This window comes from Aliihoeflea sp. 2WW, from assembly GCF_000497755.1.
Lineage (GTDB): Bacteria > Pseudomonadota > Alphaproteobacteria > Rhizobiales > Rhizobiaceae > Aliihoeflea.
Map to the genome: position 1 here is coordinate 1 of NZ_AYOD01000001.1, position 21,496 is coordinate 21,496.

The 21,496-nt window shown below is 64.8% G+C and carries 17 protein-coding genes and 1 tRNA gene; 10 read left to right on the forward strand and 8 right to left on the reverse strand.

Annotated elements, in window-relative coordinates:
• Positions 1-214: 214 nt before the first annotated feature.
• Both ALII_RS0100005 and ALII_RS0100010 read left to right on the forward strand, forming a co-directional pair.
• Positions 215-994 carry an SDR family oxidoreductase gene (locus tag ALII_RS0100005; RefSeq protein ID WP_024585292.1) on the forward strand — a complete coding sequence of 260 codons (780 nt, stop codon included), beginning with the start codon at positions 215-217 and terminating at the stop codon, positions 992-994.
• A 106-nt stretch (positions 995-1,100) separates the two neighbouring features.
• Positions 1,101-1,349 carry a ParB N-terminal domain-containing protein gene (locus ALII_RS0100010; RefSeq protein WP_024585293.1) on the forward strand — a complete coding sequence of 83 codons (249 nt, stop codon included), beginning with the start codon at positions 1,101-1,103 and terminating at the stop codon, positions 1,347-1,349.
• Here the strand turns inward: ALII_RS0100010 and ALII_RS0100015 are convergent.
• On the reverse strand, positions 1,346-2,266 hold the full coding sequence (locus tag ALII_RS0100015; RefSeq protein WP_024585294.1) for a DMT family transporter: 921 nt from the start codon (positions 2,264-2,266) through the stop codon (positions 1,346-1,348). The two genes, ALII_RS0100010 and ALII_RS0100015, sit on opposite strands and share 4 nt — an antisense overlap.
• Before the next feature lie 584 nt (positions 2,267-2,850).
• Here ALII_RS0100015 and ALII_RS0100020 point away from each other — a divergent pair.
• A complete protein-coding gene (locus ALII_RS0100020) occupies positions 2,851-3,129 on the forward strand; it encodes a GIY-YIG nuclease family protein (protein WP_024585295.1) in 279 nt (92 codons plus the stop codon).
• Between the two features lie 721 nt (positions 3,130-3,850).
• Here the strand turns inward: ALII_RS0100020 and ALII_RS0100030 are convergent.
• The 4 genes from ALII_RS0100030 to gpt form a co-directional block, all read right to left on the reverse strand.
• A complete protein-coding gene (locus ALII_RS0100030; protein ID WP_024585296.1) occupies positions 3,851-7,618 on the reverse strand; it encodes a vitamin B12-dependent ribonucleotide reductase in 3,768 nt (1,255 codons plus the stop codon).
• 758 nt (positions 7,619-8,376) lie between these two features.
• Complete coding sequence (locus ALII_RS0100035) at positions 8,377-9,975, reverse strand: inorganic phosphate transporter (RefSeq protein ID WP_024585297.1); 1,599 nt, start codon at positions 9,973-9,975, stop codon at positions 8,377-8,379.
• A 76-nt stretch (positions 9,976-10,051) separates the two neighbouring features.
• A complete protein-coding gene (locus ALII_RS0100040; protein WP_024585298.1) occupies positions 10,052-10,543 on the reverse strand; it encodes an NUDIX domain-containing protein in 492 nt (163 codons plus the stop codon).
• 165 nt (positions 10,544-10,708) lie between these two features.
• A complete protein-coding gene (gene gpt / locus ALII_RS0100045; RefSeq protein WP_024585299.1) occupies positions 10,709-11,206 on the reverse strand; it encodes a xanthine phosphoribosyltransferase in 498 nt (165 codons plus the stop codon).
• 172 nt (positions 11,207-11,378) lie between these two features.
• Here gpt and ALII_RS0100050 point away from each other — a divergent pair, with 172 nt between their 5' ends.
• On the forward strand, positions 11,379-12,059 hold the full coding sequence (locus ALII_RS0100050) for a class I SAM-dependent methyltransferase (RefSeq protein ID WP_024585300.1): 681 nt from the start codon (positions 11,379-11,381) through the stop codon (positions 12,057-12,059).
• Entirely contained in the window at positions 12,056-13,093 is a 1,038-nt protein-coding gene (locus ALII_RS0100055; RefSeq protein ID WP_024585301.1) for a phosphatidylglycerol lysyltransferase domain-containing protein, read from the forward strand. Before ALII_RS0100050 ends, ALII_RS0100055 begins: the two co-directional genes overlap by 4 nt.
• Here the strand turns inward: ALII_RS0100055 and ALII_RS0100060 are convergent.
• Both ALII_RS0100060 and ALII_RS0100065 read right to left on the reverse strand, forming a co-directional pair.
• Positions 13,090-13,926 (reverse strand): universal stress protein, encoded by an 837-nt coding sequence (locus tag ALII_RS0100060; RefSeq protein WP_024585302.1) that lies wholly within the window; start codon positions 13,924-13,926, stop codon positions 13,090-13,092. The two genes, ALII_RS0100055 and ALII_RS0100060, sit on opposite strands and share 4 nt — an antisense overlap.
• A gap of 67 nt (positions 13,927-13,993) precedes the next feature.
• Positions 13,994-14,734, reverse strand: coding sequence for a competence/damage-inducible protein A (locus tag ALII_RS0100065; protein WP_024585303.1), 741 nt, complete (start codon positions 14,732-14,734; stop codon positions 13,994-13,996).
• Positions 14,735-14,862: 128 nt separating this feature from the next.
• Here ALII_RS0100065 and ALII_RS0100070 point away from each other — a divergent pair, with 128 nt between their 5' ends.
• Positions 14,863-15,846, forward strand: a complete 984-nt coding sequence (locus ALII_RS0100070; protein ID WP_024585304.1) for an alpha/beta fold hydrolase — start codon at positions 14,863-14,865, stop codon at positions 15,844-15,846.
• A 2-nt stretch (positions 15,847-15,848) separates the two neighbouring features.
• Here ALII_RS0100070 and ALII_RS22600 read toward each other — a convergent pair whose 3' ends face one another.
• Entirely contained in the window at positions 15,849-16,016 is a 168-nt protein-coding gene (locus tag ALII_RS22600) for a hypothetical protein (RefSeq protein ID WP_161632220.1), read from the reverse strand.
• Positions 16,017-16,122: 106 nt separating this feature from the next.
• Between ALII_RS22600 and ALII_RS0100080 the strand changes: the two genes are divergently transcribed.
• The 4 genes from ALII_RS0100080 to ade all read left to right on the forward strand — a co-directional run bounded on the left by ALII_RS0100080 (position 16,123) and on the right by ade (position 21,441).
• Positions 16,123-16,207 (forward strand) — tRNA-Leu (locus tag ALII_RS0100080).
• Positions 16,208-16,306: 99 nt separating this feature from the next.
• Positions 16,307-17,287 (forward strand): TAXI family TRAP transporter solute-binding subunit, encoded by a 981-nt coding sequence (locus ALII_RS0100085; RefSeq protein WP_024585306.1) that lies wholly within the window; start codon positions 16,307-16,309, stop codon positions 17,285-17,287.
• 86 nt (positions 17,288-17,373) lie between these two features.
• The gene (locus ALII_RS0100090; RefSeq protein WP_024585307.1) at positions 17,374-19,542 is read left to right on the forward strand and encodes a TRAP transporter permease; all 2,169 of its coding nucleotides are present in this window, start codon (positions 17,374-17,376) and stop codon (positions 19,540-19,542) included.
• 90 nt (positions 19,543-19,632) lie between these two features.
• Positions 19,633-21,441 carry an adenine deaminase gene (gene ade / locus ALII_RS0100095; RefSeq protein ID WP_024585308.1) on the forward strand — a complete coding sequence of 603 codons (1,809 nt, stop codon included), beginning with the start codon at positions 19,633-19,635 and terminating at the stop codon, positions 21,439-21,441.
• The last annotated feature ends 55 nt before the right edge of the window (positions 21,442-21,496 follow it).

The window sequence follows — 21,496 nt, forward strand, 5'->3', positions numbered from 1 at the left end:
AAATCCTGCCCCCGCAACCAAACTCAAGAACAAAACAACACCGACACGCCGCCCCAAAGGGCGGCTTTTTGCGTTTGGGCTCTGCGCTTTTGCCTCTAATTGCAGGCACTCGGGGTAGGCTTCGGGGCGTGGGCGGTATAATGCACGTGTGCATCTTCCTTTTTAGGGGAGGGTGAAGCGATTGCTGTGACTGCGAAGCGGGAGAGACGACGAGATGGACTTGGGAATCAGGGGCCGAACGGCCATCGTTTGCGGCGGGTCGAAGGGGCTCGGGCGCGGGTCGGCGGAGAAGTTGGCCGAGGCGGGCGTCGACATCGTGCTCAATGCGCGCTCTGCCGAGGCGCTGGAGAAGACTGCGGGCGAGATCGCGGAGCGTTATGGCGTCAAGGTGACGACGGTCGCGGCAGACGTGACGACGCCGGAGGGCCGCGCCAAGCTGCTCGAGGCGGCGCCGGCGCCGGACATCCTCGTCAACAATGCAGGCGGTCCGCCCCCCGGCGTTTGGAGCGAGTGGGGCGAGGATGAATGGCAGAACGCCATCCGCGCCAACATGCTGACGCCGATCCACCTCATCACCGCCGTCCTGCCGGGCATGATCGAGCGCAAATGGGGGCGGATCGTCAACATCACCTCCGGCTCCGTCAAGGCGCCGATCCCGGCACTCGGCCTTTCGGGCGCGGCGCGCAGCGGCCTCACCGGCTTTGTCGCCGGCACCTCACGCCAGGTCGCGCGCCACGGCGTGACGATCAACAATCTTCTGCCCGGGCAGCACGAGACGGCGCGCATCGAATCGCTGATGAACAACACGGCGAAGCAGAAGGGCATCACGGTCGACCAGGCCCGCGAGGACGCCTATTCCGCCAATCCGGCCGGCCGGTTCGGCACGACCGAGGAGTTCGGTGCGGCCTGCGCGTTCCTCTGCAGTGCCTATGCGGGCTATATCGTCGGACAGAACATCCTGCTCGACGGCGGCGCCATTAACGCGACGCTTTGACGCCATGCGGATGCGGCCCGATGTGGCCGCATCCATTCCCGCACCTTGCCGCGCCGGGGGCGACCTGATCTAGTCGGGCATCGCCCCGCGCCCGCAAGGAGGCCTCATGCTGCGTTCCAAGCCCGTCCCGATCGACGCGGTCTATGTGCCGACGGCGCGCAAGAAGACGCTTCATCCCGCGACGGCGCGGGTGCTGGCCGAGGACATTCTCGAGAACGGGTTGAAGACGCCGATCCAGGTGCGCGAGGACGGGGCACGCTACGTCCTGGTCGAGGGACTGCACCGGCTCGAGGCGATGAAATTTCTCGGCGAAACCACGATCGACGCCTATCTCGTGCAGGCGCGGCGGCACTAGGGCCGGTCGGCCGGCACCGCGGGCTCTGCCGCTGTGACGCGCTTGACGCGCTCGCGCCACAGAGTGAACAGCCCGGCGGCCATGACGATCGTCGCGCCGATGACGAGGTTGATGCTCAGCGCCTCGCCGAAGACCAGCAGCCCGACCGCAGAGACGAACGGGAACTGGAAATAGGTGAAGGGCTGGACGCTCGACGCGTCGGCGACTTCGTAGGCCTTGATGAGCAGCCAGTTGCCGGTGATCGCCAGCAGGCAGAGCGCGCCGATCCAGCCGGCGTCGGCGGGCGCGATCGCCTGCCAGTGCCACAGGCCGAGCGGCGTGATGAGGATCGCGCCGAAGACGCCCGTCCAGAAAAAGCTGACATTGGCGCTGTCCTTGCGCGCGACATAGCGCGTCAGGAGGCTGTAGCCCGCAAAGAGGGTCGCGCAGGCGAGCGGCACCAGCGTCCACGGCGTCAGCACCGACGCGCCGGGATTGATGATGACGAGCACGCCGACGAAGCCGACGATGATCGCCGACCAGCGCCGCCAGCCGACCCTTTCGCCCAGGAACGGCACCGAGAGCGCCGCGATGATGAGCGGATAGCAGATGAAGACCGCATGGGTGGCGATCAGCCCGATGCCGACGAAGGAGAACATGATGAGGCAGATTTCGCTGATCAGCAGGACCGCCCGCAGCGCCTGAAGCTTCGGAAACGCGGTGCGCGTCGCCGCCGCCAGACCGCCGGCCGAGCGCGCCGCCCACATGATGGCGAGGGCTGCGAAGAACCAGAAGCGCAGCATGACCACCATATAGACGCTGACGCTTTCGGCGACGTGCCGCGAGACGCCGTCCTGGACCGCGAAGACCGCGCAGGTGGCGATCATGTAGAACATGCCGGCGCGCGGGTCGGATGCGGGGGATTTCGGCTGGCTCAATGGGGCTGTCCGGCTCGTCGCACCGCCGGCGGCGCGAAGGTTTGAGATTTCGGCGAGACGTACCAGCAATGCGCTGCGCCTTAAAGTGGCAGGGCTTGGGCCAGCGGCGCGGGGCCGCGTTCCGTCATCGCCGCGCCTGCCATTCGGCATCCGGCCATTGTCAAAGAACGGGAAGCGGGGCGCGCGGGCCGTGCCTTCCGATTGGTATTGTGAGTGGCGCGAACCCGCGCACCCCGCCGATGGCTGTCTGGCTCTCGGCCGGTCACAGCGGAACGGTCCGAAGATCGCATCCGCCGCGGCTTTTCCCGCATGATCGAGCGACCACGCCGGCCTGTTCGGCCTACGCTATGGCTCCGGCCGTTCGTCGTTGAAAAAGCCAAATCGTTGGCTTTTTCTCGGCCTTCGGCCGACCACTCCTCACCCCTCACGTGCCTGACAGGTTCCGACACCCGTCAGGGGGAGGTCATCGCCGCCCTCCCGATACCCGGTGCGCACCGGTTCCCATGAGGACGATGGGAGGGAGTATGGGGGAGGTTGGGCGGAGGGGGATAAGTTTTTCGGGTTGTCAATGCTAGCTTCGCGCCATGACCGGCTTCGTCTACATCCTCGCCAGCCAGAAGGGCGGCACGATCTATATCGGCGTGACGAACGACCTCGCACGCCGGGTGCCGGAGCATCGCGGTGGCGGCGGTTCGCGCTTTACGGCGCGCTACGGGGCGCACCGGCTCGTCTGGTACGAGGAGCATTTCGACATCCGCGATGCCATCCAGCGGGAGAAGTCTCTCAAGCGCTGGCCGCGACAGTGGAAGATTGAGCTGATTGAGAAGATGAATCCGGACTGGAATGAGCTGATCGGGAGGTAAAGCGCTATCCTTGTGATCACTTTCGCGCTGGTCCCGATCGGGGGTCGAATGCCCATTAAGGGGATCAAGTTCCAGCGCAACAAATCCACCGCCGGAGGTATCCCTAATTACTCCGCAAAAGTACCCATTCTTTACAAGGAGATCACGAAAATGAGCGGACCTTTCGCGGGGTAAGCCACTTTCGACTAGGATGTTGTCCTTTGGCAGCCTATTCCGATCATATTTCCTAAAGAAATCGCCCAAAATCTTGGGCGTTAGGAGGGCCTGCTTTTTGGCTTCAAGGTCTGCGCCTTCGATTGTTGGCGCTAGAATTGTCCGCCCCAACGGAGTGAGTGCGATACGCTCAGCACTCCAACCACCAGTTATAAGCCCAAACGAAAGTGCTGCGCTCGAAATCATCCGCCATTGTGTACCTGTCGGGTTTAGTTGCATTGCGATTGCGACGTTGTGCGGTGCGACGGGACCACCGGCATAGTTTTCGAACAACGCCTTCGCAACCGCTGTTGCATCTTCAAGCGTGTGCGCAGGAAAATCGGCCTGGCTTACGCTTACTGTTTTAGCCCGTGGAAGTTTATTCGGTTCCGGCGACCCAGGCTTCGCTTTGGGCATAGTACCTCCCGCTTCCAAGAATATCCTTTAGAGTAAACTTTCTCCTTTTGTTCTAGTATGCGAAAACGTGCAGGACAATCCATCCTGCACGCTAAAGTTCAGTTGTTCACAATCAGCTACACCCGCTCGTCGCCCCGCACGTATCGCACTTCTCACACGTGCCATTCCGCACCATCGTGAAGTTCTGGCATTCGGTGCACATGTTGCCGGTGTAGCCCTGCATGATGGACTTGGCGCGGCGCTGGGCGGCGAGGGCTTTGGCTTCGGTGGCTTCTTCGGCTGCCGCGTCGGTGAAGAGGGCGGTGGTGTCTTCGGCGATTTCCTCGGCGAGTTCGGCTGCGCGTTCCTCGTAGTCGCGCTTGAAGGCGGTGGCGCCTTCGGTCTTGAGGGCGAGGGCGGCGTTGCCCGAGGAGATCGAGCGGACGTTGGAGGCGTAGGAGGCCGTTGCCGGGCGGGCGGCGGCGGGCACGCCGGTGGCCGAGCCCTTGGGGTCGGACGAGCCGGAGACGACCTTCAGGGGCGAGGCGCCGCGGGTCAGGCCGCGCGAGAAGGGCGTGGCCTTGCCTTCGGAAATGCCCTTGCCGAGCGCCGTGTTGGAGAAGTCCGACTGGTCGACATGGGCGAGGTCGCCGCGCTCCAGATAGGAGACAGCCAACTCGCGGAAGACGTAGTCGAGGATCGACGTCGCGTTCTTGATCGCGTCGTTGCCCTGGACCATGCCGGCCGGCTCGAACTTGGTGAAGGTGAACGCCTCCACATACTCCTCCAGCGGCACGCCATATTGCAGGCCGATCGAGATGGCGATGGCGAAGTTGTTCATCATCGCGCGGAAGGCGGCGCCTTCCTTGTGCATGTCGATGAAGATCTCGCCCAAGCGGCCGTCGTCGAACTCGCCGGTGCGCAGATAGACCTTGTGTCCGCCGACGACCGCCTTCTGGGTGTAGCCCTTGCGGCGGTTCGGCAGCTTGTCGCGCAGCGAGCGGACTTCGCGCTCGATGATCTTCTCGACGATCTTCTCGGTGACGATCGCGGCCTGCTGGGCGGCGGGCGCGGCGATCAGCTCCTCGATGAGCTCGTCGGCCTCGTCCTCGTCATCGGCGATGAGCGAGGCGTTGAGCGGCTGGGAGAGCTTGGAACCGTCGCGGTAGAGCGCGTTGGCCTTCAGCGCCAGCTTCCACGACAGCATGTAGGCTTCCTTGCAGTCCTCCACCGTCGCGTCGTTCGGCATGTTGATGGTCTTGGAGATCGCGCCCGAAATGAAGGGCTGGGCGGCCGCCATCATGCGGATGTGGCTTTCCACCGACAGATAGCGCTTGCCGATCTTGCCGCAGGGATTGGCGCAATCGAAGACGGGCAGGTGCTCGTCCTTCAGGAACGGTGCGCCCTCGAGGGTCATCGCGCCGCAGACATGGATGTTAGCGGCCTCGATGTCCTTCTTGGAAAAGCCAAGCGCGGGCAGGAGCTCGAAGGAGAAGTCCGAGAGCTGCTCGTCGGTGAAGCCGAAATTCTCCTTCAGCCAGTCGGCGCCGAGCGTCCACTGGTTGAAGATGAACTTGATGTCGAAGGCCTGCGCCGTCGCGGCGTTGAGCGCGGCGATCTTCTCGTCGGTGAAGCCCTTGGCCTTGAGCGAGCCGGGGTTGACGCCGGGCGCCTGGTTCAGATTGCCGTGGCCGACCGCGTAAGCCTCGATCTCGGCGATCTGGCTTTCCGAATAGCCGAGCGTGCGAAGGGCTTCCGGAACGGCGCGGTTGATGATCTTGAAGTAGCCGCCGCCGGCGAGCTTCTTGAACTTGACCAGCGCGAAGTCGGGCTCGATGCCGGTCGTGTCGCAATCCATGACGAGGCCGATCGTGCCGGTGGGCGCGATGACGGAGACCTGCGCGTTGCGGTAGCCGTGCTTTTCGCCGAGCGCCAGCGCGTTGTCCCAGGCAAGCTTGCCGTGCTCGATCAGGTCCGCATGCGGGCAATCCTCCGCGACGAGCGGCACGGGATTGACCGACAGGCCCTCATAGCCATCCGAGAGGCCGTGGGCCGCGCGGCGGTGGTTGCGGATGACGCGCAGCATGTTGTCTGCGTTGCGCTCGTAATCCGGGAAGGCGCCGAGCTCGCCGGCCATTTCGGCCGAGGTCGCGTAAGAGACGCCGGTCATGATCGCGGTCAGCGCGCCGCCGATGGCGCGGCCTTCCTTGGAATCGTAGGGAATGCCGGAGGTCATCAGGAGGCCGCCGATATTGGCGTAGCCGAGGCCGAGCGTGCGGTACTCGTAGGACAGGCGCGCGATTTCCTTCGACGGGAACTGCGCCATCATCACCGAGATTTCGAGGACGATGGTCCACAGGCGGACCGTGTGCTCGTAGGCCGCGATGTCGATCGTGCCGTCCTGATTGCGATAGGGGAGCAGGTTGATCGAGGCGAGGTTGCAGGCCGTGTCGTCGAGGAACATGTATTCCGAGCACGGGTTCGAGGCGCGGATCGGACCCGCGGCCGGCGAGGTGTGCCAGTCGTTCATCGTGGTGTTGAAGTGCAGGCCCGGATCGGCGGACGCCCAGGCGGCATGGCCGATCTTCTCCCAAAGATCACGCGCCTTCAGCGTCTTCATCACCTTGCCATCCTTGCGGGCGGTCAGGTTCCAGTCGGCATCGTTCTCGACGGCGCGCAGGAAGTCGTCCTTCAGCGAGACGGAATTGTTGGAATTCTGCCCCGAGACGGTGAGATAGGCTTCCGAATCCCAGTCCGTGTCGTAGGTCTTGAACTCGATCGCGGTGTAGCCCTGGCGGGCGAACTGCATGACGCGCTTGACGTAGTTCTCGGGCACGAAGTTCTTCTTCGCGGCCTTGATCTCGCGCTTCAGCGCCGGGTTCTTGGCCGGGTCGAAGCAGTCGCCATTGTCCGCCTCGCAGTTGACGCAGGCCTTCATGATGGCGGCGAGGTGCTGCTTGACGATCTTGGAGCCGGTGACGAGGGAGGCGACCTTCTGCTCCTCCTTCACCTTCCAGTCGATATATTCCTCGATGTCCGGGTGGTCGACGTCGACGACGACCATCTTGGCGGCGCGGCGGGTGGTGCCGCCCGACTTGATGGCGCCGGCGGCGCGGTCGCCGATCTTGAGGAAGGACATCAGGCCGGACGAGCGCCCGCCGCCCGACAGCTTCTCGCCTTCGCCGCGCAGATAGGAGAAGTTGGAGCCGGTGCCGGAGCCGTATTTGAACAGGCGCGCTTCACGGACCCAAAGATCCATGATGCCGCCTTCGTTGACGAGGTCGTCGCCGACGCCCTGGATGAAGCAAGCATGCGGCTGCGGGTGCTCGTAGGAGGACTTCGACTTGGTCAATTTGCCGGTGAACGGGTCGACGTAATAATGGCCCTGGCCGGGGCCGTCGATGCCATAGGCCCAGTGGAGGCCGGTGTTGAACCATTGGGGCGAGTTCGGCGCGACGCGCTGGGTGGCGAGCATGTAGGCGAGCTCGTCACGGAAGGCGGATGCATCTTCCTCGGAGGCGAAATAGCCGCCCTTCCAGCCCCAGTAGGTCCAGGTGCCGGCGAGGCGGTCGAAGACCTGACGGGCGTCGGTCTCGGAGCCGTAGCGCTCGTTCTCGGGCAGGGCGGCGAGGGCGGCTTCGTCGGCGACGGAGCGCCAGAGGAAGGACGGGACGTCGTTTTCCTCGACCTTTTTCAGCCGCGCGGGCACGCCGGCCTTGCGGAAATATTTCTGCGCGAGGATGTCGCTGGCGACCTGGGAGAACTGCGCCGGCACGTCGATGTCGGCCAGGCGGAAGACGATGGAGCCGTCCGGGTTCTTGATTTCGCTGACCGCCTTGCGGAATTCGACTTCCGCATAGGCCGACTGGCCGGGCTTGGTGAAGCGACGTTCGATACGCATCGTGTGTTGTCCCATCGTCTATATGTTGTGGTTCTGCGCCGCCGCCGGGCGATTGCCGCAAGAACCCGATTTCCGCATCCGGCCGACGCCCCGCGCGCCAAAGCCCGTTCCCTCGAAAACGCTTGAAAATCCTACGCTTGGCCGATCCTCGTCGCGGGCTTCATGCTCGCTTTGCGAACCGGCGAGGCTTGCCCCGTATCCCGATTCCGAAAACCAGAACCCAACTCTATCTTGGGTTACTCTGACGCTGCAACACTAAATATAGTGTTTACGATCAAAAATTCCGAACCCAGAACGCAGAAAAATTGCGCACCGAAACCCGCCCGGCGCGGCGCTGACTTGCGCCGTTCCGACTTGCATCCAACCAATTACAGGAAAACCCCGACCCCGAAGAAACCCGCCTCGGTGCAACCCAAAAGAGCGCACGAGGATCATAACAACGCGACTCGGGTCGGAGCGTCAAGGGATCGTTTACGATCGTTAGCCGACCGCTAGATATTGTGGGGACCGGTGTGGATAACGGGGAGAAGAGCAAGCCGCGCTTGGCTGTGGTTTTTGCGTTGGAGAGGTCGGCTGGCGGCATCGTACCCCCACCCTTTATCCCTCCCCACAAGGGGGAGGGAGGGCGTGAACGAGGTGATTTCTCTGTCACCCTCGAGCCCGGATTGAAGGAAGGGCGCGACGCCGGCGACTCCCTCCCCGTTGTGGGGAGGGATGAAGGGTGGGGGTGCGATCGTAGGGCGCCGTGCCTGCTCGGTTCAAGCCAGCGCGTTCAACGCCAGGAAGATCATCGCCGATAGCAGCGCGGCGGCGGGGACGGTGGTGACCCAGGCGGCGACGATGGTGGAGACGTGCGCGCGGCGCACGAGGCGGCGGCGCTTGGCTTCCTCGGTCGAGACGGGGGCGGCGTCGAGGTCGCGGTCGGCATCGGGGATGCCGTTGCCATTGCCATTGCCATTGCCGTCGAACGGGCTCGAGGCTTCGCTCGCCTGGTCCTCGGCGAGCTGGCCCCGGGCTGCGCGGTGGAGGGCGTTCTTGCGCTCCATGTAGCGGCGGCGGCGGGGTGAGTTGGCGGTGTACCATTCGCGAAAGAAGCCGACGCCGAAGACCGCGCCGACGGCGATGTGGGTGGAGCTGACCGGCAGGCCGAACCAGGAGGCGACGATGACGGTGATGGCGGCCGACAGCGAGACGCAGAAGGCGCGCATCGGGTTGAGCTTGGTGATCTGCTCGCCGACCATTCGGATGAGTTTGGGGCCGAAAAGGACGAGGCCAAGCGAGATGCCGAAGGCGCCGATGACCATGACCCAGAGCGGGATCGTGACAGAGGAGGCAACCGAGCCGGCCTCGGCGGTGTAGACGATCGCGGCGAGGGGGCCGACGGCATTGGCGACGTCGTTGGCGCCGTGGGCGAAGGAGAGGAGGGCGGCCGAGCAGATCAGCGGGATGTTGAAGAGCTTGCGCAGCGACTGATTGCGATTTTCCATGCCGGCGGACTGGCGCCGCACATGGATGCGCGACCAGAGCCAGGCGAGGATTGCCGAGCCGATGCCGATCAGCAGCAGGTGCAGGCCGGAGAAATCGACGAGACGACCCAGGCCCTTGGTCGCCAGATAGGTTGCGAAAGCGCCGGCCATGATGCCGACGAGGACCGGAACCCAGCGGCGCGCGGCGGCAATCTTGTCCTCGCGGTAGATGATCGCTTCCTTGATGAAGGCGAGGAAAATGGCCGCGACGGCTCCTCCGAGAAGGGGCGAGATGACCCAACTTGCGGCAATGCCGCCCATCATCGGCCAGTTGACGGCGGACATGCCTGCCGCCGCGATGCCGGCACCCATGACGCCGCCGACGACCGAGTGCGTCGTCGAGACAGGCGCACCGATCCAGGTGGCGAGGTTGATCCAGAGCGCCGAGGAGATCAGCGCCGCCATCATGGCGCGGATGAAGAATTCGGGGCTGCCGACCGAGGAAATGTCGATGATGCCGCGCGAGATGGTGTTGACGACATCGCCGCCGCCGATCAGCGCGCCGGCGCTCTCGAAGATCGCGGCAATCGCAATGGCGCCGCCCATGGTCAGCGCCTTGGCGCCGACGGCGGGACCGACATTGTTGGCGACGTCGTTGGCGCCGATGTTGAGCGCCATGTAACCGCCGAGGACGGCAGCGACGACGATCAGCACCGCGCGCGGTTCGTCGAAGACGTAGAGCGCGGCGAAGACGGCGCTCATCGCCAGGAAGAGAAGCGACAGGCCGGGTGCGACGAGGCCGCGCGCGACGACGCTCGTCGCTTCCTCGACATGGACCAGCTTGTCCAGATCCTTGTCGAGCGTGTCCTTGCGTATCGTCGTGTCGGCCATCGTCAATCCAGAGCTTTTGCGGCGCGAGGATGATCCCCGTTAGCCGGCTAGCCCATATGACGAGGAAATGCGACCGTCAGGCGGCAGATTTTCGGGGATGAGCGCCAAACTTGGCGATCAGCTCGGCAAGACCGGGCTCGTTGACGAGGCGGGCGGCGTCCTGAACCGGGAACCAGCGCCGGCGGCGCTTCTTCTTCTCGCGCCACTTGTCGGCCACGTCCTTGACCTCGAGCGGATAGACGAGAACCTCGCAACGCCACTCGCGGCCGCGGGCAAGATGCTTGGCATAGTAGAAGCGGCCGAGCGCATCGCGTTCGATCTCGCCGGCGACGCCTGCTTCCTCGTCGGCCTCGCGCGCGGCGGCATGCCACAAATCTTCCTCGCCTTCGGGCCAGCCCTTGGGGATGACCCAGCGGCCGGTGCCGCGGCTGGTGATGAGCATGACCTCATAGCCGTCGTCCGAGCGTCGGAAGGGCAGGGCGGCCACCTGGGTGCGGCAAGGCAAACCGCCGATCAGCCGACGAAGCCGTTCGGCAACATTCGCGCGTGTCTGGCGGGTGAGGAACATAGTCGTGTTTCGAGTCCGATTCGTTTGCCAACTCAAGGAGTATCCTCCTCAAGTCGAGAGTTTCAAAGCCTTTTCTCCGTGGAGACCGCACCAAAATGGGGCTTCTTGCGATGAAACGCAAGGTCCGCGCAAGTTTCGCCCGGTTTCGCTTCGCTTTCGGTTCGGCTAGCCGAGGTGGCCTTCGGCGATCGGCTTTTGATAGGTGAACCCCAGATCCCAAGGAAAATAGATCCACGTATCCTGCGATACTTCCGTTACGAAAGTGTCGACGAGCGGGCGGCCCTTGGGCTTGGCGTAGATGGTGGCGAAATGCGCCTTCGGCATCATCGCGCGGACGATGGCGGCGGTCTTGCCGGTGTCGGTCAGGTCGTCGATGATCAGCACGTCCTTGCCCTCGTTCTCGAGCAGCGCCGGGTTGATCTCCTTCAGGACCTTCAGCTCACCCTGTTCGGTGTAGTCGTGATAGGAGGCGACGCAGACCGTCTCGATCAGGCGCACGCCGAGCTCGCGCGAGATGACGGCGGCAGGAACGAGCCCGCCGCGCGTGATGCACACGATGGCGCGCCAGTTGGCGTTGATGCCGGACAGGCGCCAGGCGAGCGCGCGGGAATCGCGGTGGAACTGATCCCAGGAGACGGGAAAGGCTTTTTCGGGCAGGGACATTTTGCGGGCACTCCGGGCGCGGCGGCTTGAAAAGGCGGAATGCGCGCGGAATTAGACGTATTCAACAGCGCTTGGCAAGCATTTTGCCGCACTCGCGCCTTGCGGTTGTGCCAGTTCACCCGCCCGCGATAGAAGGCCACTCCAGATCGATCCGCGAAAGGCAGCGACACGCGTGCATGCACCCATCGCCGAAAAGAAGATCAAGAGCCGCAATTACGATGCGGTCGCCGGCATCTACGAGACGCTGGCCAATCTCTATTCCTTCGGGCTGATCCGCCGCGCAAAGCAGGCCGAACTCGCCTATCTCAAGACCGGTGACCGGGTGCTCTATCTCGGCGCGGGCTCTGGCGAGGATGCGGTGGCGGCTGCGCGGGCGGGAGCGCGGGTGACGGCCATCGATTTATCCGCGCGCATGATCGAAAGGCTGCGCCGGCGCATGGCGCGCAAGGGGCTGACGGCCGAGCTGATCGCCGGCGATGCGCTGGCACTCGACTCGGAACCGCTCTTCGATGCGGTCTGCGGCAACTACTTCTTCAATGTCTTCGGGCCGGACGACATGCCGGTCGTGCTCGCCAAGGCGGCGACCTATGTGCGGCCGGGCGGCCATTTGATGATCGCCGACATGGCGCCGCCCTCGGGTCCGCTCGGGCCTCTCGCCTGGCTCTATCTCAAGTTCGGGCTCAGCTTCTTCTGGCTGCTCGGGCTCGCCTCGCAGCATCCGATCTACGACTACCGGCCGCACGTCGAGCGGCTCGGTTTCCGCCAGGTCGCGTTCCATGACCACCGGCTGCTGGGTATCGGTCCCGCGCTCTACCGAACGCTGGTCTTCGCGAAGCCGGAGGCGTCGGCATGAGCCGCAAGCTGATCGACCGCTTTCTCGACCGCAAGCTCGCCGACCTGCCCGAAGCGCCGTTGAGCGAAGGCGAACGGCTTGCGCTTGTCTCCCGTCATGGCGATTTCTCGCTCGCCTATTCGACGGCGGTGCAGACCGGTCTTCGCCATTTCGGCGACGCGCGCGGCTATATCGCGCATTCTGCGAAGATGGGCTCGCTGATCGCGCTCGGCGATCCGGTCTGCGCGCCGCAGGACCGGGCGCGGCTGCTCGACGCCTTCGTTGATGCCGCGAAGACGCCCGTCTTTGCCGAAATCCGCCGCGAGACGGCGCAGCACCTTGCCGGGCGCGGCTACAGGGTCGCCATGATGGGCATCGACAGCGCGCTCGATCTTCAGACCTACGATTTTTCCGGCAAGCGCAAGGAGACGGTGCGCTATTCGGAGCGCTGGCTGGAGAAGAAGGGCTATCGCATCGCCGAGGCCGAGGAGGTCGAGGGCGCCGAGGCGATGATCCGCGACCTTTCGGAGCGCTGGCGGGCTTCGCGCATCGTGAAAAAGCGCGAGATGGCGTTTCTCAACCGGCCGCTGCCGGAAGCGGGCGGGCCGATGATGCGCCGCTTCGTGCTGATCGAGCCGGACGGACGTGTCGGCTGCCTCGTCTATTTCGACCCGATCTGCCGCGATGGCGAGGTGATCGGCTATCTGACCGCATTCAAGCGCAAGCTGCCGGACACGACCTCGCATGCCGAGATCGGGCTGACGAAGCGGGCCGCGGACGTCTTCAAGGCTGAAGGCAAGCAAGTGCTGATGCTCGGCCTGTCGCCGCTCTGCGACGTCGAGCCGAGCGGCTTTGCCGAAAGCGCGGCGTTCCGCGCGATGCTGCAGCGGCTCTATAGGTCCGGCGCGGTCAACCGCAAGGTGTTCAACCTTGCCGGCCATGCCGCGTTCAAGCGGCGGTTCCACGGCCGCGAGGAGCCGCGCTATCTTGCCTGGAACGCAGGCTCGCCCTTCGCGCATTTCATTGCGCTGATGCGGCTGTCCAAGGCGTTTTAACGCGACATGAAGGTCGCGGTCGGCATCGAATCCAGCACCGACTTGGTCACGCCGCCGAAGAAGAATTCCTTCAGCTTCGACTGGCTGTAGGCGCCAGTGACGAGAAGATCGGCGCCGAGCTCGACGGCGCGGTTCTGGATCGCCTCGCCATGGGTCAGTTCCGACTTGTGCTGGCTCTGGACCGTGACCCGCACGCCATGGCGCGACAGGGCCGCCGCGATCTGGCCGCCGGCCGTCATCGATTCATGGCCGCCATAGCGGTCGGGATCGACGGTGAACACCTCGACCTGGCGGGCGGTGGTGAGCAGGGGCAGGGCGTCGAATACCGCCCGGGTGGATTCGCGCGTGCCGTTCCAGCCGACCAGGATCGTCTCGAAGCGGGTGTCGACCGGCATCGCATAGGGCACGAAGAGCACCGGGCGCCCGGTCTGGAGCAGGAGCGCGTCGACATTGGTGCCGGGCAGATGCGAGGACGGGTCGCGCTGCTGCACCACGATCAGGTCCACCGCGCGGGCGCTTTCGAGCGAGGAGATCGCGCTGTCGCCCGAAAAGCTCTCCAGCGCGCGCCATTCGGCCGAAAGGCCCGAGCGCGACATGCGCCCGTCGAACATCTGGCGCATCGCCTCGGAGCGTTCCTTGTTGGTCTCGCTGCTGGTGACCATGAAGTCTGCGTCGGGAAAGCCCATCGGCGTCGCGTAGGGCACCGGAAGCGGCTCGGCATGGACGCCGATGACGTGGGCGGAAAATCGTTCGGCAAGCGGCGCGATGCAGTCGAGCACGCGGCGGGCGTCGGTTTCGTCCTGAAGGACAGCGAGTAGCGTCTTGTAGCTCATCCAAGCCTCCCATGGGTTGCATTGCAAACCGATAGGCCACCTATGATGCGCCCCGCCTCGATCGATATCAAGCTTTCGCTGAAATACCCTCGACCATCGCGCGAACTTCCGCGAGCGCGGCGTCGAGCTTCTGCGGATCGCGCGCGCGCACCACGAGTTCGGTCCAGAAGGAGCCGTCCTGGTATTTCGGATAGGAGCCGATGATCGTCTCGGGATGGCGCTTCTGGATCTCGCCGAGCGGGCCGCCGATCGTGCCCTCGCCATGCGGGCAGTGGACGGCGCCGGAGAGGAGCTTGGTGCCGCCCTTGAGCGTCGGGACGACATTGTCGAGCATGGCCTGGAAGATCGCGGGGACACCCGCCATGACGTGGACATTGCCGATGACGAAGCCGGGCGCGATCGAGATCGGGTTGTCGATGTGGGTCGCGCCCTGCGGCATGCGCGCCATGCGGCGGCGGGCCTCGGTGAACTCCATGCCGCGCGCGGCATAATGCGATTCAAGCATGGCGAAGGCGCGGTCGTCGTAGCCGCAGGGAACGGCGAAGGCGGCGGAGATGGAATCGGCCGTGATGTCGTCATGCGTCGGGCCGATGCCGCCGGTGGTGAAGACGTAGGTGTAGCGCGCGCGCACCGCATTGACCGCCTCGACGATCGCGGCCTCCTCGTCGGCGACGATACGCACTTCCTTCAGATCGATGCCGATCGCGGTCAGCACGTCGGCGAGGTGGCCGATATTGCGGTCCTTGGTGCGGCCCGACAGGATCTCGTCTCCGATGACGATCATTGCGGCGGTGATGATTTCGCTCATGTCGGTCCCGATGCGTTTCCCGTATCGATTAAGCCCTGTCCCGCGCGCAGGCAATCGATGCGCTGCCGCTTTTTTCTTTGCCGTCGAGGGGGCGAGGTCCTAAATGCGGCTCGATTCAGGAGAGGCGCATGGGTTTCATTTCGGTTCTGTTCTGGCTGGTGGTGACGGCCGTCGTCGTCCTCCTTCTCGTCACCGGCTTCTTCATGCACGTCACCCGGCGCATCTCCCGCCAGGCCGAAAAGCTGGTGCCGGCGGCGGGCAAGCGCATCACCGTCGACGGGCACGACGTTCACTATGTCGAGAGCGGGCAGGGGCGGCCGATCCTGATGATCCACGGGCTCGGCGGGCATCTGCACCACATGCGCCGACCGCTGATGGAGCAGTTCGGCGAGGATTACCGGCTGATCGCGATCGACCGGCCGGGTTCGGGATACTCGACGCGGCCGCGCGGCGACGGGCGCCTTTCGCAACAGGCCGATTTCATCGCGCACTTCATCGACGCGATGAAACTCGACCGGCCGCTGATTGTCGGACACTCGCTGGGCGGGGCGATCGCGCTTGCCACGGCGCTGCGTCATCCGGGCAAAATCAGCGGGCTGGCGCTTATCTCACCGCTCACGCATCACTATTCCGAGGTACCGCCGGAATTTGCGCCGCTGCACATTCCCAACCCGCTGCTGCGGCGGCTGATCGCCAATACGGTGGCGGTGCCGACATCGGCGCGCAATGCGCCGCGCACGCTCGATTTCGTCTTCGGCCCGCAAAAGCCGCCGGCCGATTTCGCCGTCGCGGGCGGCGCGCTCGCGGGCATGCGGCCAAGCCACATCTATGCGACCTCGACCGATCTCGTCGCGCTCAGGCACGACCTCAAGGAGTTCGAGGCGCGCTACGACGAACTCGACCTGCCGATCGGCATCTTTTTCGGCGACAAGGACCGGGTGCTGAACTATCGCCGGCACGGCCTGTCGATGCGCGACAAGGTCGCCGGCCTCGATCTTGAAATCGCCGAAGGGATCGGCCACATGCCGCAATATGCCGTGACGGGCCAGGTCGTGGCGTTCATCCGTCGCATCGCCGGGCGGGCGTTCCAGCGCGACCCGGCGTCTGCCTGATTTCAGTCTGCGCCGCGCGAGCGCTGTGTGAGGCGGACCGATGCCGCGCGCATTTCGGCGGCGCGCACCTCGTCGCTCTGGCCTCCGCGCGATTCCACGCGCATCGGGGTCCCGGCCCCGCAGCCGGCCAGAAGGGCCGTCGCCAGGACGGCGGCAATGAGCTTGGTCATCGTCTGCCTCGTTTCGATTGCATCTGCGTGGCGATAGCCGAGCCTGCGGGCCACGGCAAGGCCACCGCTTGACGCTTCGCCCCAAAGCGGGACAGAAGCGTAGCGCGCGGGCGTGGTGGAACCGGTAGACACACCGGACTTAAAATCCGGAGGCCATGGCCGTGCGGGTTCGAGTCCCGCCGCCCGCACCAATTCACAACTTAGACTTTAGTCTTAGGCCAAATCGGTTGCCGCCCGGGTTTCAATCGTTACAAACGTAGCGACCAAGAAAAAATCAGGGAGGATGATCTATGCTGACACTCACACGTTCCATCGCGTTGGCCGTTTCGGTCGCGTTCGCGGGCTCGGTGGCCTATGCGCAGGACGACCGCGCCGACTGGCCGAACGATCTGACGATCGGCACTGCGAGCCAGGGCGGCACCTACTTCATCTACGGCAACGGCATGGCGAGCTTCATCTCCGAAAGCCTCGGCATCAACGCGTCCGGCGAAGTGACAGGCGGCCCGGTGCAGAACGTGACGCTCGTGCAGACCGGCGATCACCAGATCGGCCTCGTGACGATGGGACCGGCGCTCGAAGCGTGGAATGGCGAGAGCGAACTGGCGCCTGGCGTCGAGCATAAAGACATCCGTGCCCTGTTCCCGATGTATCAGACGCCGTTCCAGGTGGTCGTTCTGGCCAATTCGGGCATCGAATCCGTGTCCGACCTCGATGGCAAGCGCGTCGGCGTCGGCCCGGCGGGCGGCACGCCCGGCACCTACTGGCCGCGCTTCATGGAGACGCTTGGTGTCAATGCAAACGTGTCCTTCGCCGGCGCCTCGGATGCAGGCGGCCAGTTGAAGGACGGGCTGATCGACGCGTTCGCGTTTGCGGCCGGCGTTCCGATCTCGGCCTTCGCGCAGCTCGCTGCCGAAAACGACGTCAAGATGTTCGGCTTCAACGAGGAAGAGCTTGCGCAGATCCTCGAAGCGCATCCGGAGATGGCGGCCTTCACCATTCCGACCGGCACCTATCAGGGTCACGATTACGACCAGCCCACGGTCGGCCTGTGGAATTTCGCCATCGCTCACAAGGACATGCCCGAGAGCCTCGCCTACGAGATCACCAAGCTGGTTCTCGAGAACAACGAGCGCATGATGCAGATCCATGCCACCTCGTCCGAGACGCTGACGGAGAACTGGGACAAGAACTCGTTCATGCCCTATCACCCCGGCGCCGTGCGCTATCTGGAGGAGCAGGGCATCACCGTGCCCGACAATTTGAAGGACTGATCGCCTTCGCGCCTTGCATGCCCCGGTTGCGCATCCGCGCCGCCGGGGCTTTTGCCATCTGACAGGTGTCCTCGGGGAGGGATATCATGACGCAGACGAACACGGCATCGCCAGAGACGGTCAACCTCGCCGAAGGCGTGGACATCGAGCCGCAAAGCTACAACCAGCGGCTTTTCCGGGGAGCCATGCACTGGCTGGTGGTCGCGGCCTGCATCGCCTACACGGTCTTCCACATCGCGGTGATGAACCTCTACCCGCTGGAGACGTGGACCTACCGGCTTATCCATGTCGCGGGCGGTCTCGCGATCGGTTTCCTGCTCTATTCCGCACATGGCGTCACCAAGGACGCCGGTCCCGCGAGGCGCAATCCGCTTAGGCTGGTGGTGCTCCTCGGCGCGGCCGCCGGCATCCTCTACGGCACGTTCTGCATGCTGGTCGCTTGGGGCAATTGGTGGACGACGGGTGAAGCCGCGCCGCCTGCCTTCGCGTTCCAGACCTTCGGCATTCCCCTCCTCGTCGGCACCATTCTCGCCGTCGTCCATGGCTGGTTCTTTTCCGACCCCGCCGAAGACCGGATCAATCTGGCCGACGTGCTCCTCGCCGTCGCCGCCGGTGCGGTCTGCCTCTACATCATCTACAATGCAGGTGCGCTGCGCCTTCGCGCCGGCACCGGCATGGCGCAGCCGGCCGACATGTGGGCATCGATCGCCGGCGTCATCCTGATCCTCGAGCTGACGCGCCGCCTTGCCGGGCTGGCGCTGGTCATCATCGCCGGCGTCTTCATCCTCTACAGTTTCGTCGGACCGTTCCTGCCGGGCTTCCTGCAGCATCGCGGCTATTCGGTCTCGCGCTTCTTCACCTATGTCTACACCGACCAGGGCATTCTCGGGCCGACGACGGCCATTTCGTCGACCTACATCATCCTGTTCGTGACTTTCGCAGCCTTCCTTCAGGCCTCGAAAGTGGGCGAGTATTTCGTCAATTTCGCTTTTGCCGCCGCCGGCCAGGCGCGGGGCGGGCCGGCCAAGGTCGCCGTCTTCGCATCGGGTCTGATGGGCACGATCAACGGCACGTCCGCCGGCAACGTCGTCTCGACCGGGTCCTTGACGATCCCGCTGATGCGCAAGGTCGGCTACAAGCCGCAGACGGCGGCCGCGGTCGAGGCCGCTGCGTCCTCCGGCGGGCAGATCATGCCGCCGATCATGGGCGCCGGCGCCTTCATCATGGCCGAGATCACGGGCATCCCCTACACCGAGATCGTCATCGCGGCGATCATCCCCTCGATCCTCTATTTCGCCTCGGTCTATTTCATGGTCGATCTCGAGGCGACCAAGAAGGGCATGAAGGGCCTGCCGCGTTCGGAACTGCCGCAGTTCGGCAAGCTGCTGAGGCAGGTCTATCTGTTCATACCGATCGTCATCCTCATCTACGCGCTTTTCGCCGGATATTCGGTCATCCGCGCCGGCACGCTGGCGATGATCGCGGCGGCCGTCGTCTCGTGGCTCACGCCCAACAAGATGGGCCCGCGGGCGATCCTCTACGCCTTCGAACTCGCCGCCAAGATGTCGCTGCAGCTCGTGGCGGTCTGCGCGGCGGCGGGCATCATCGTCGGAGTGATCGCGCTGACGGGCGTCGGCACGCGCTTTTCGGCCGTGCTTCTTGCCCTTGCCGAGCAGAACCAGCTCATTGCGCTGTTCTTCGCCATGTGCGTCTCGATCATCCTGGGCATGGGCATGCCGACGACGGCGGCCTATGCGGTGGCGGCATCGGTGCTTGCGCCGGGCCTGATCCAGCTCGGCATCCAGCCGCTCGTCGCGCATTTCTTCATCTTCTACTACGCGGTGATGTCGGCGATCACGCCCCCGGTGGCGCTGGCCGCCTATGCGGGCGCGGCGCTCGCGCGGTCGGACCCGATGAAGACCTCCGTCGAGGCCTTCAAGATCGGGCTTGCGGCCTTCGTCGTGCCGTTCATGTTCTTCTATTCGGCCGAGATGCTGATGCAGGGCGAATGGATCGACATCCTCCACGTCTTCGTGACGGCGACGATCGGCATCTATCTCCTGTCGGCGGCGGTCATCGGCTGGTTCTTCGGACCGCTGAACGTGGTGCTGCGCATCCTGTTGATGTTCGGGGCGCTGGCGATGATCAAGGGCGGGTGGACGTCCGACCTGATCGGCTTTGCCGTCGGCGGCGCGCTGTTCCTCTACCAGAAGCGGGTGGTGGAGCCGCGGACATTGGCGCGCGGCGCGGATTAGGCGAAACAGTTTTCGCATGGCTGGACGGAAAGCATTCTGGCTTTCCGTCCAGCGGCTTGGCACATTCGGCTCAAACGGAGATTCAGCCAGATGTCGTCAGCCAGATTCAACAAACCGCGTCCCTGGCACGAGATGGCCGCCACGCTCGTCGACGTCGCGACGGGGCGCAAGCCGGCCGATCTCGTCATCCGCAATGGGCGCTGGGTGAACGTCTATTCGGGCGAGATCATCGCGGGGACCGACCTTGCGATCACCGGCGGGCGCTTCGCCTATTGCGGGCCCGATGCGAGCCACGCGATCGGCGAGGGGACGCAGGTGATCGACGCGGCCGGGCGCTATCTCGTGCCGGGGCTGTGCGACGCGCACATGCATGTGGAGAGCGGCATGGTGACGGTCACCGAGTTCTGCCGCGCCGTCATTCCGCACGGCACGACCTCGATGTTCATCGATCCGCACGAGATCGCCAATGTGCTCGGCCTTAAGGGCGTGCGGCTGATGCATGACGAGGCGATGGCGATGCCGGTCAACGTCCATGTGCAGATGCCGTCCTGCGTGCCGTCGGCGCCGGGGCTGGAGACGCCGGGCGCAACGCTCGACGAGAAGGACGTCGCCGAGGCGATGACCTGGGAAAACATCATCGGGCTCGGCGAGGTGATGAATTTTCCGGGCGTTTCGGCGAACGACCCCAAGATGGTGGCCGAGATCGCCGAGACGATGAAGGCCGGCCGCACCGTCGGCGGGCACTATGCCTCGCCTGACCTCGGCCCTGCCTTCCACGGCTATGTCGCCGGCGGGCCGGAGGACGACCATGAGGGTACGCGCGCCGAAGACGCCATCGCCCGCGTGCGGCAGGGCATGCGTGCGATGCTGCGGCTCGGCTCGGCATGGTACGACGTGGCCGAGCAGGTCAAGGCGGTGACCGAGTCAGGGCTAGACCCGCGCAATTTCATCCTGTGCACCGACGATTGTCATTCGGGCACGCTGGTCGAGGAGGGCCACATGGACCGTGTGGTGCGCCATGCGATCGCGCAGGGGCTGAAGCCGGTCACCGCGATCCAGATGGCGACGCTCAATACCGCGCAGCACTTCAAGATCGAGCGCGAGATCGGCTCGATCGCGCCGGGCCGGCTCGCAGATTTCCTGATCGTCTCCGACCTTTCGGCGCTCGCGATCGACCAGGTCTACGGACGCGGCCGATTGCTTGCCGAGCATGGCCGGCTCGTTGCCGAAATCGAGCCTTATCCCTATCCGGCCGAGGCCAAGCAGACGGTCAAGCTCGGCAGGCAGCTTGCCGCAGCGGACTTCGACATCAAGGCGCCGGAGGGGGCGAATTCGGTGCGGGCGCGGGTGATCGGCGTCATCGAGAACCAGGCGCCGACGCGGGCGCTCGAGATGGATATGCCGATCGAGAACGGGCTGGTGGCGATGGACGGCGCCAACGACGTCTGCCAGATCGCGCTCGTGGAGCGGCACCGGGCGACGGGGAGCGTCGTCAACGCGCTCGTCTCCGGGTTCGGCTACAAGAAACCCTGCGCGATGGCTTCGACAGTGGCGCATGACAGCCACCACATGATCGTCGTCGGCACCAACAAGGCCGACATGGCGCTGGCGGCGAACCGGCTCGGCGAGGTCGGCGGCGGGGTGGTGCTGATCTCGGAGGGTCGGGAACTCGCGCTGGTCGAACTGCCGATCGCTGGGCTGATGTCGGATGAGCGGGCGGAGATCGTGGCGGAGAAGGCGGCGAAGCTGACGGCGGCAATGCGCGAGGTCGGCTGCGTCCTGAACAACGCCTACATGCAGCACTCGCTCCTGGCGCTGGTGGTGATTCCGGAGTTGCGGATTTCCGACCAGGGACTGGTGGATGTCAGGACGTTTGAGCAGGTGGAATTGTTCGTTTAGGGCGGGCGGGGTCGGCGCGAGGCGGAGTCGCGGGCGCGCAGTTCTTACGCCCAAT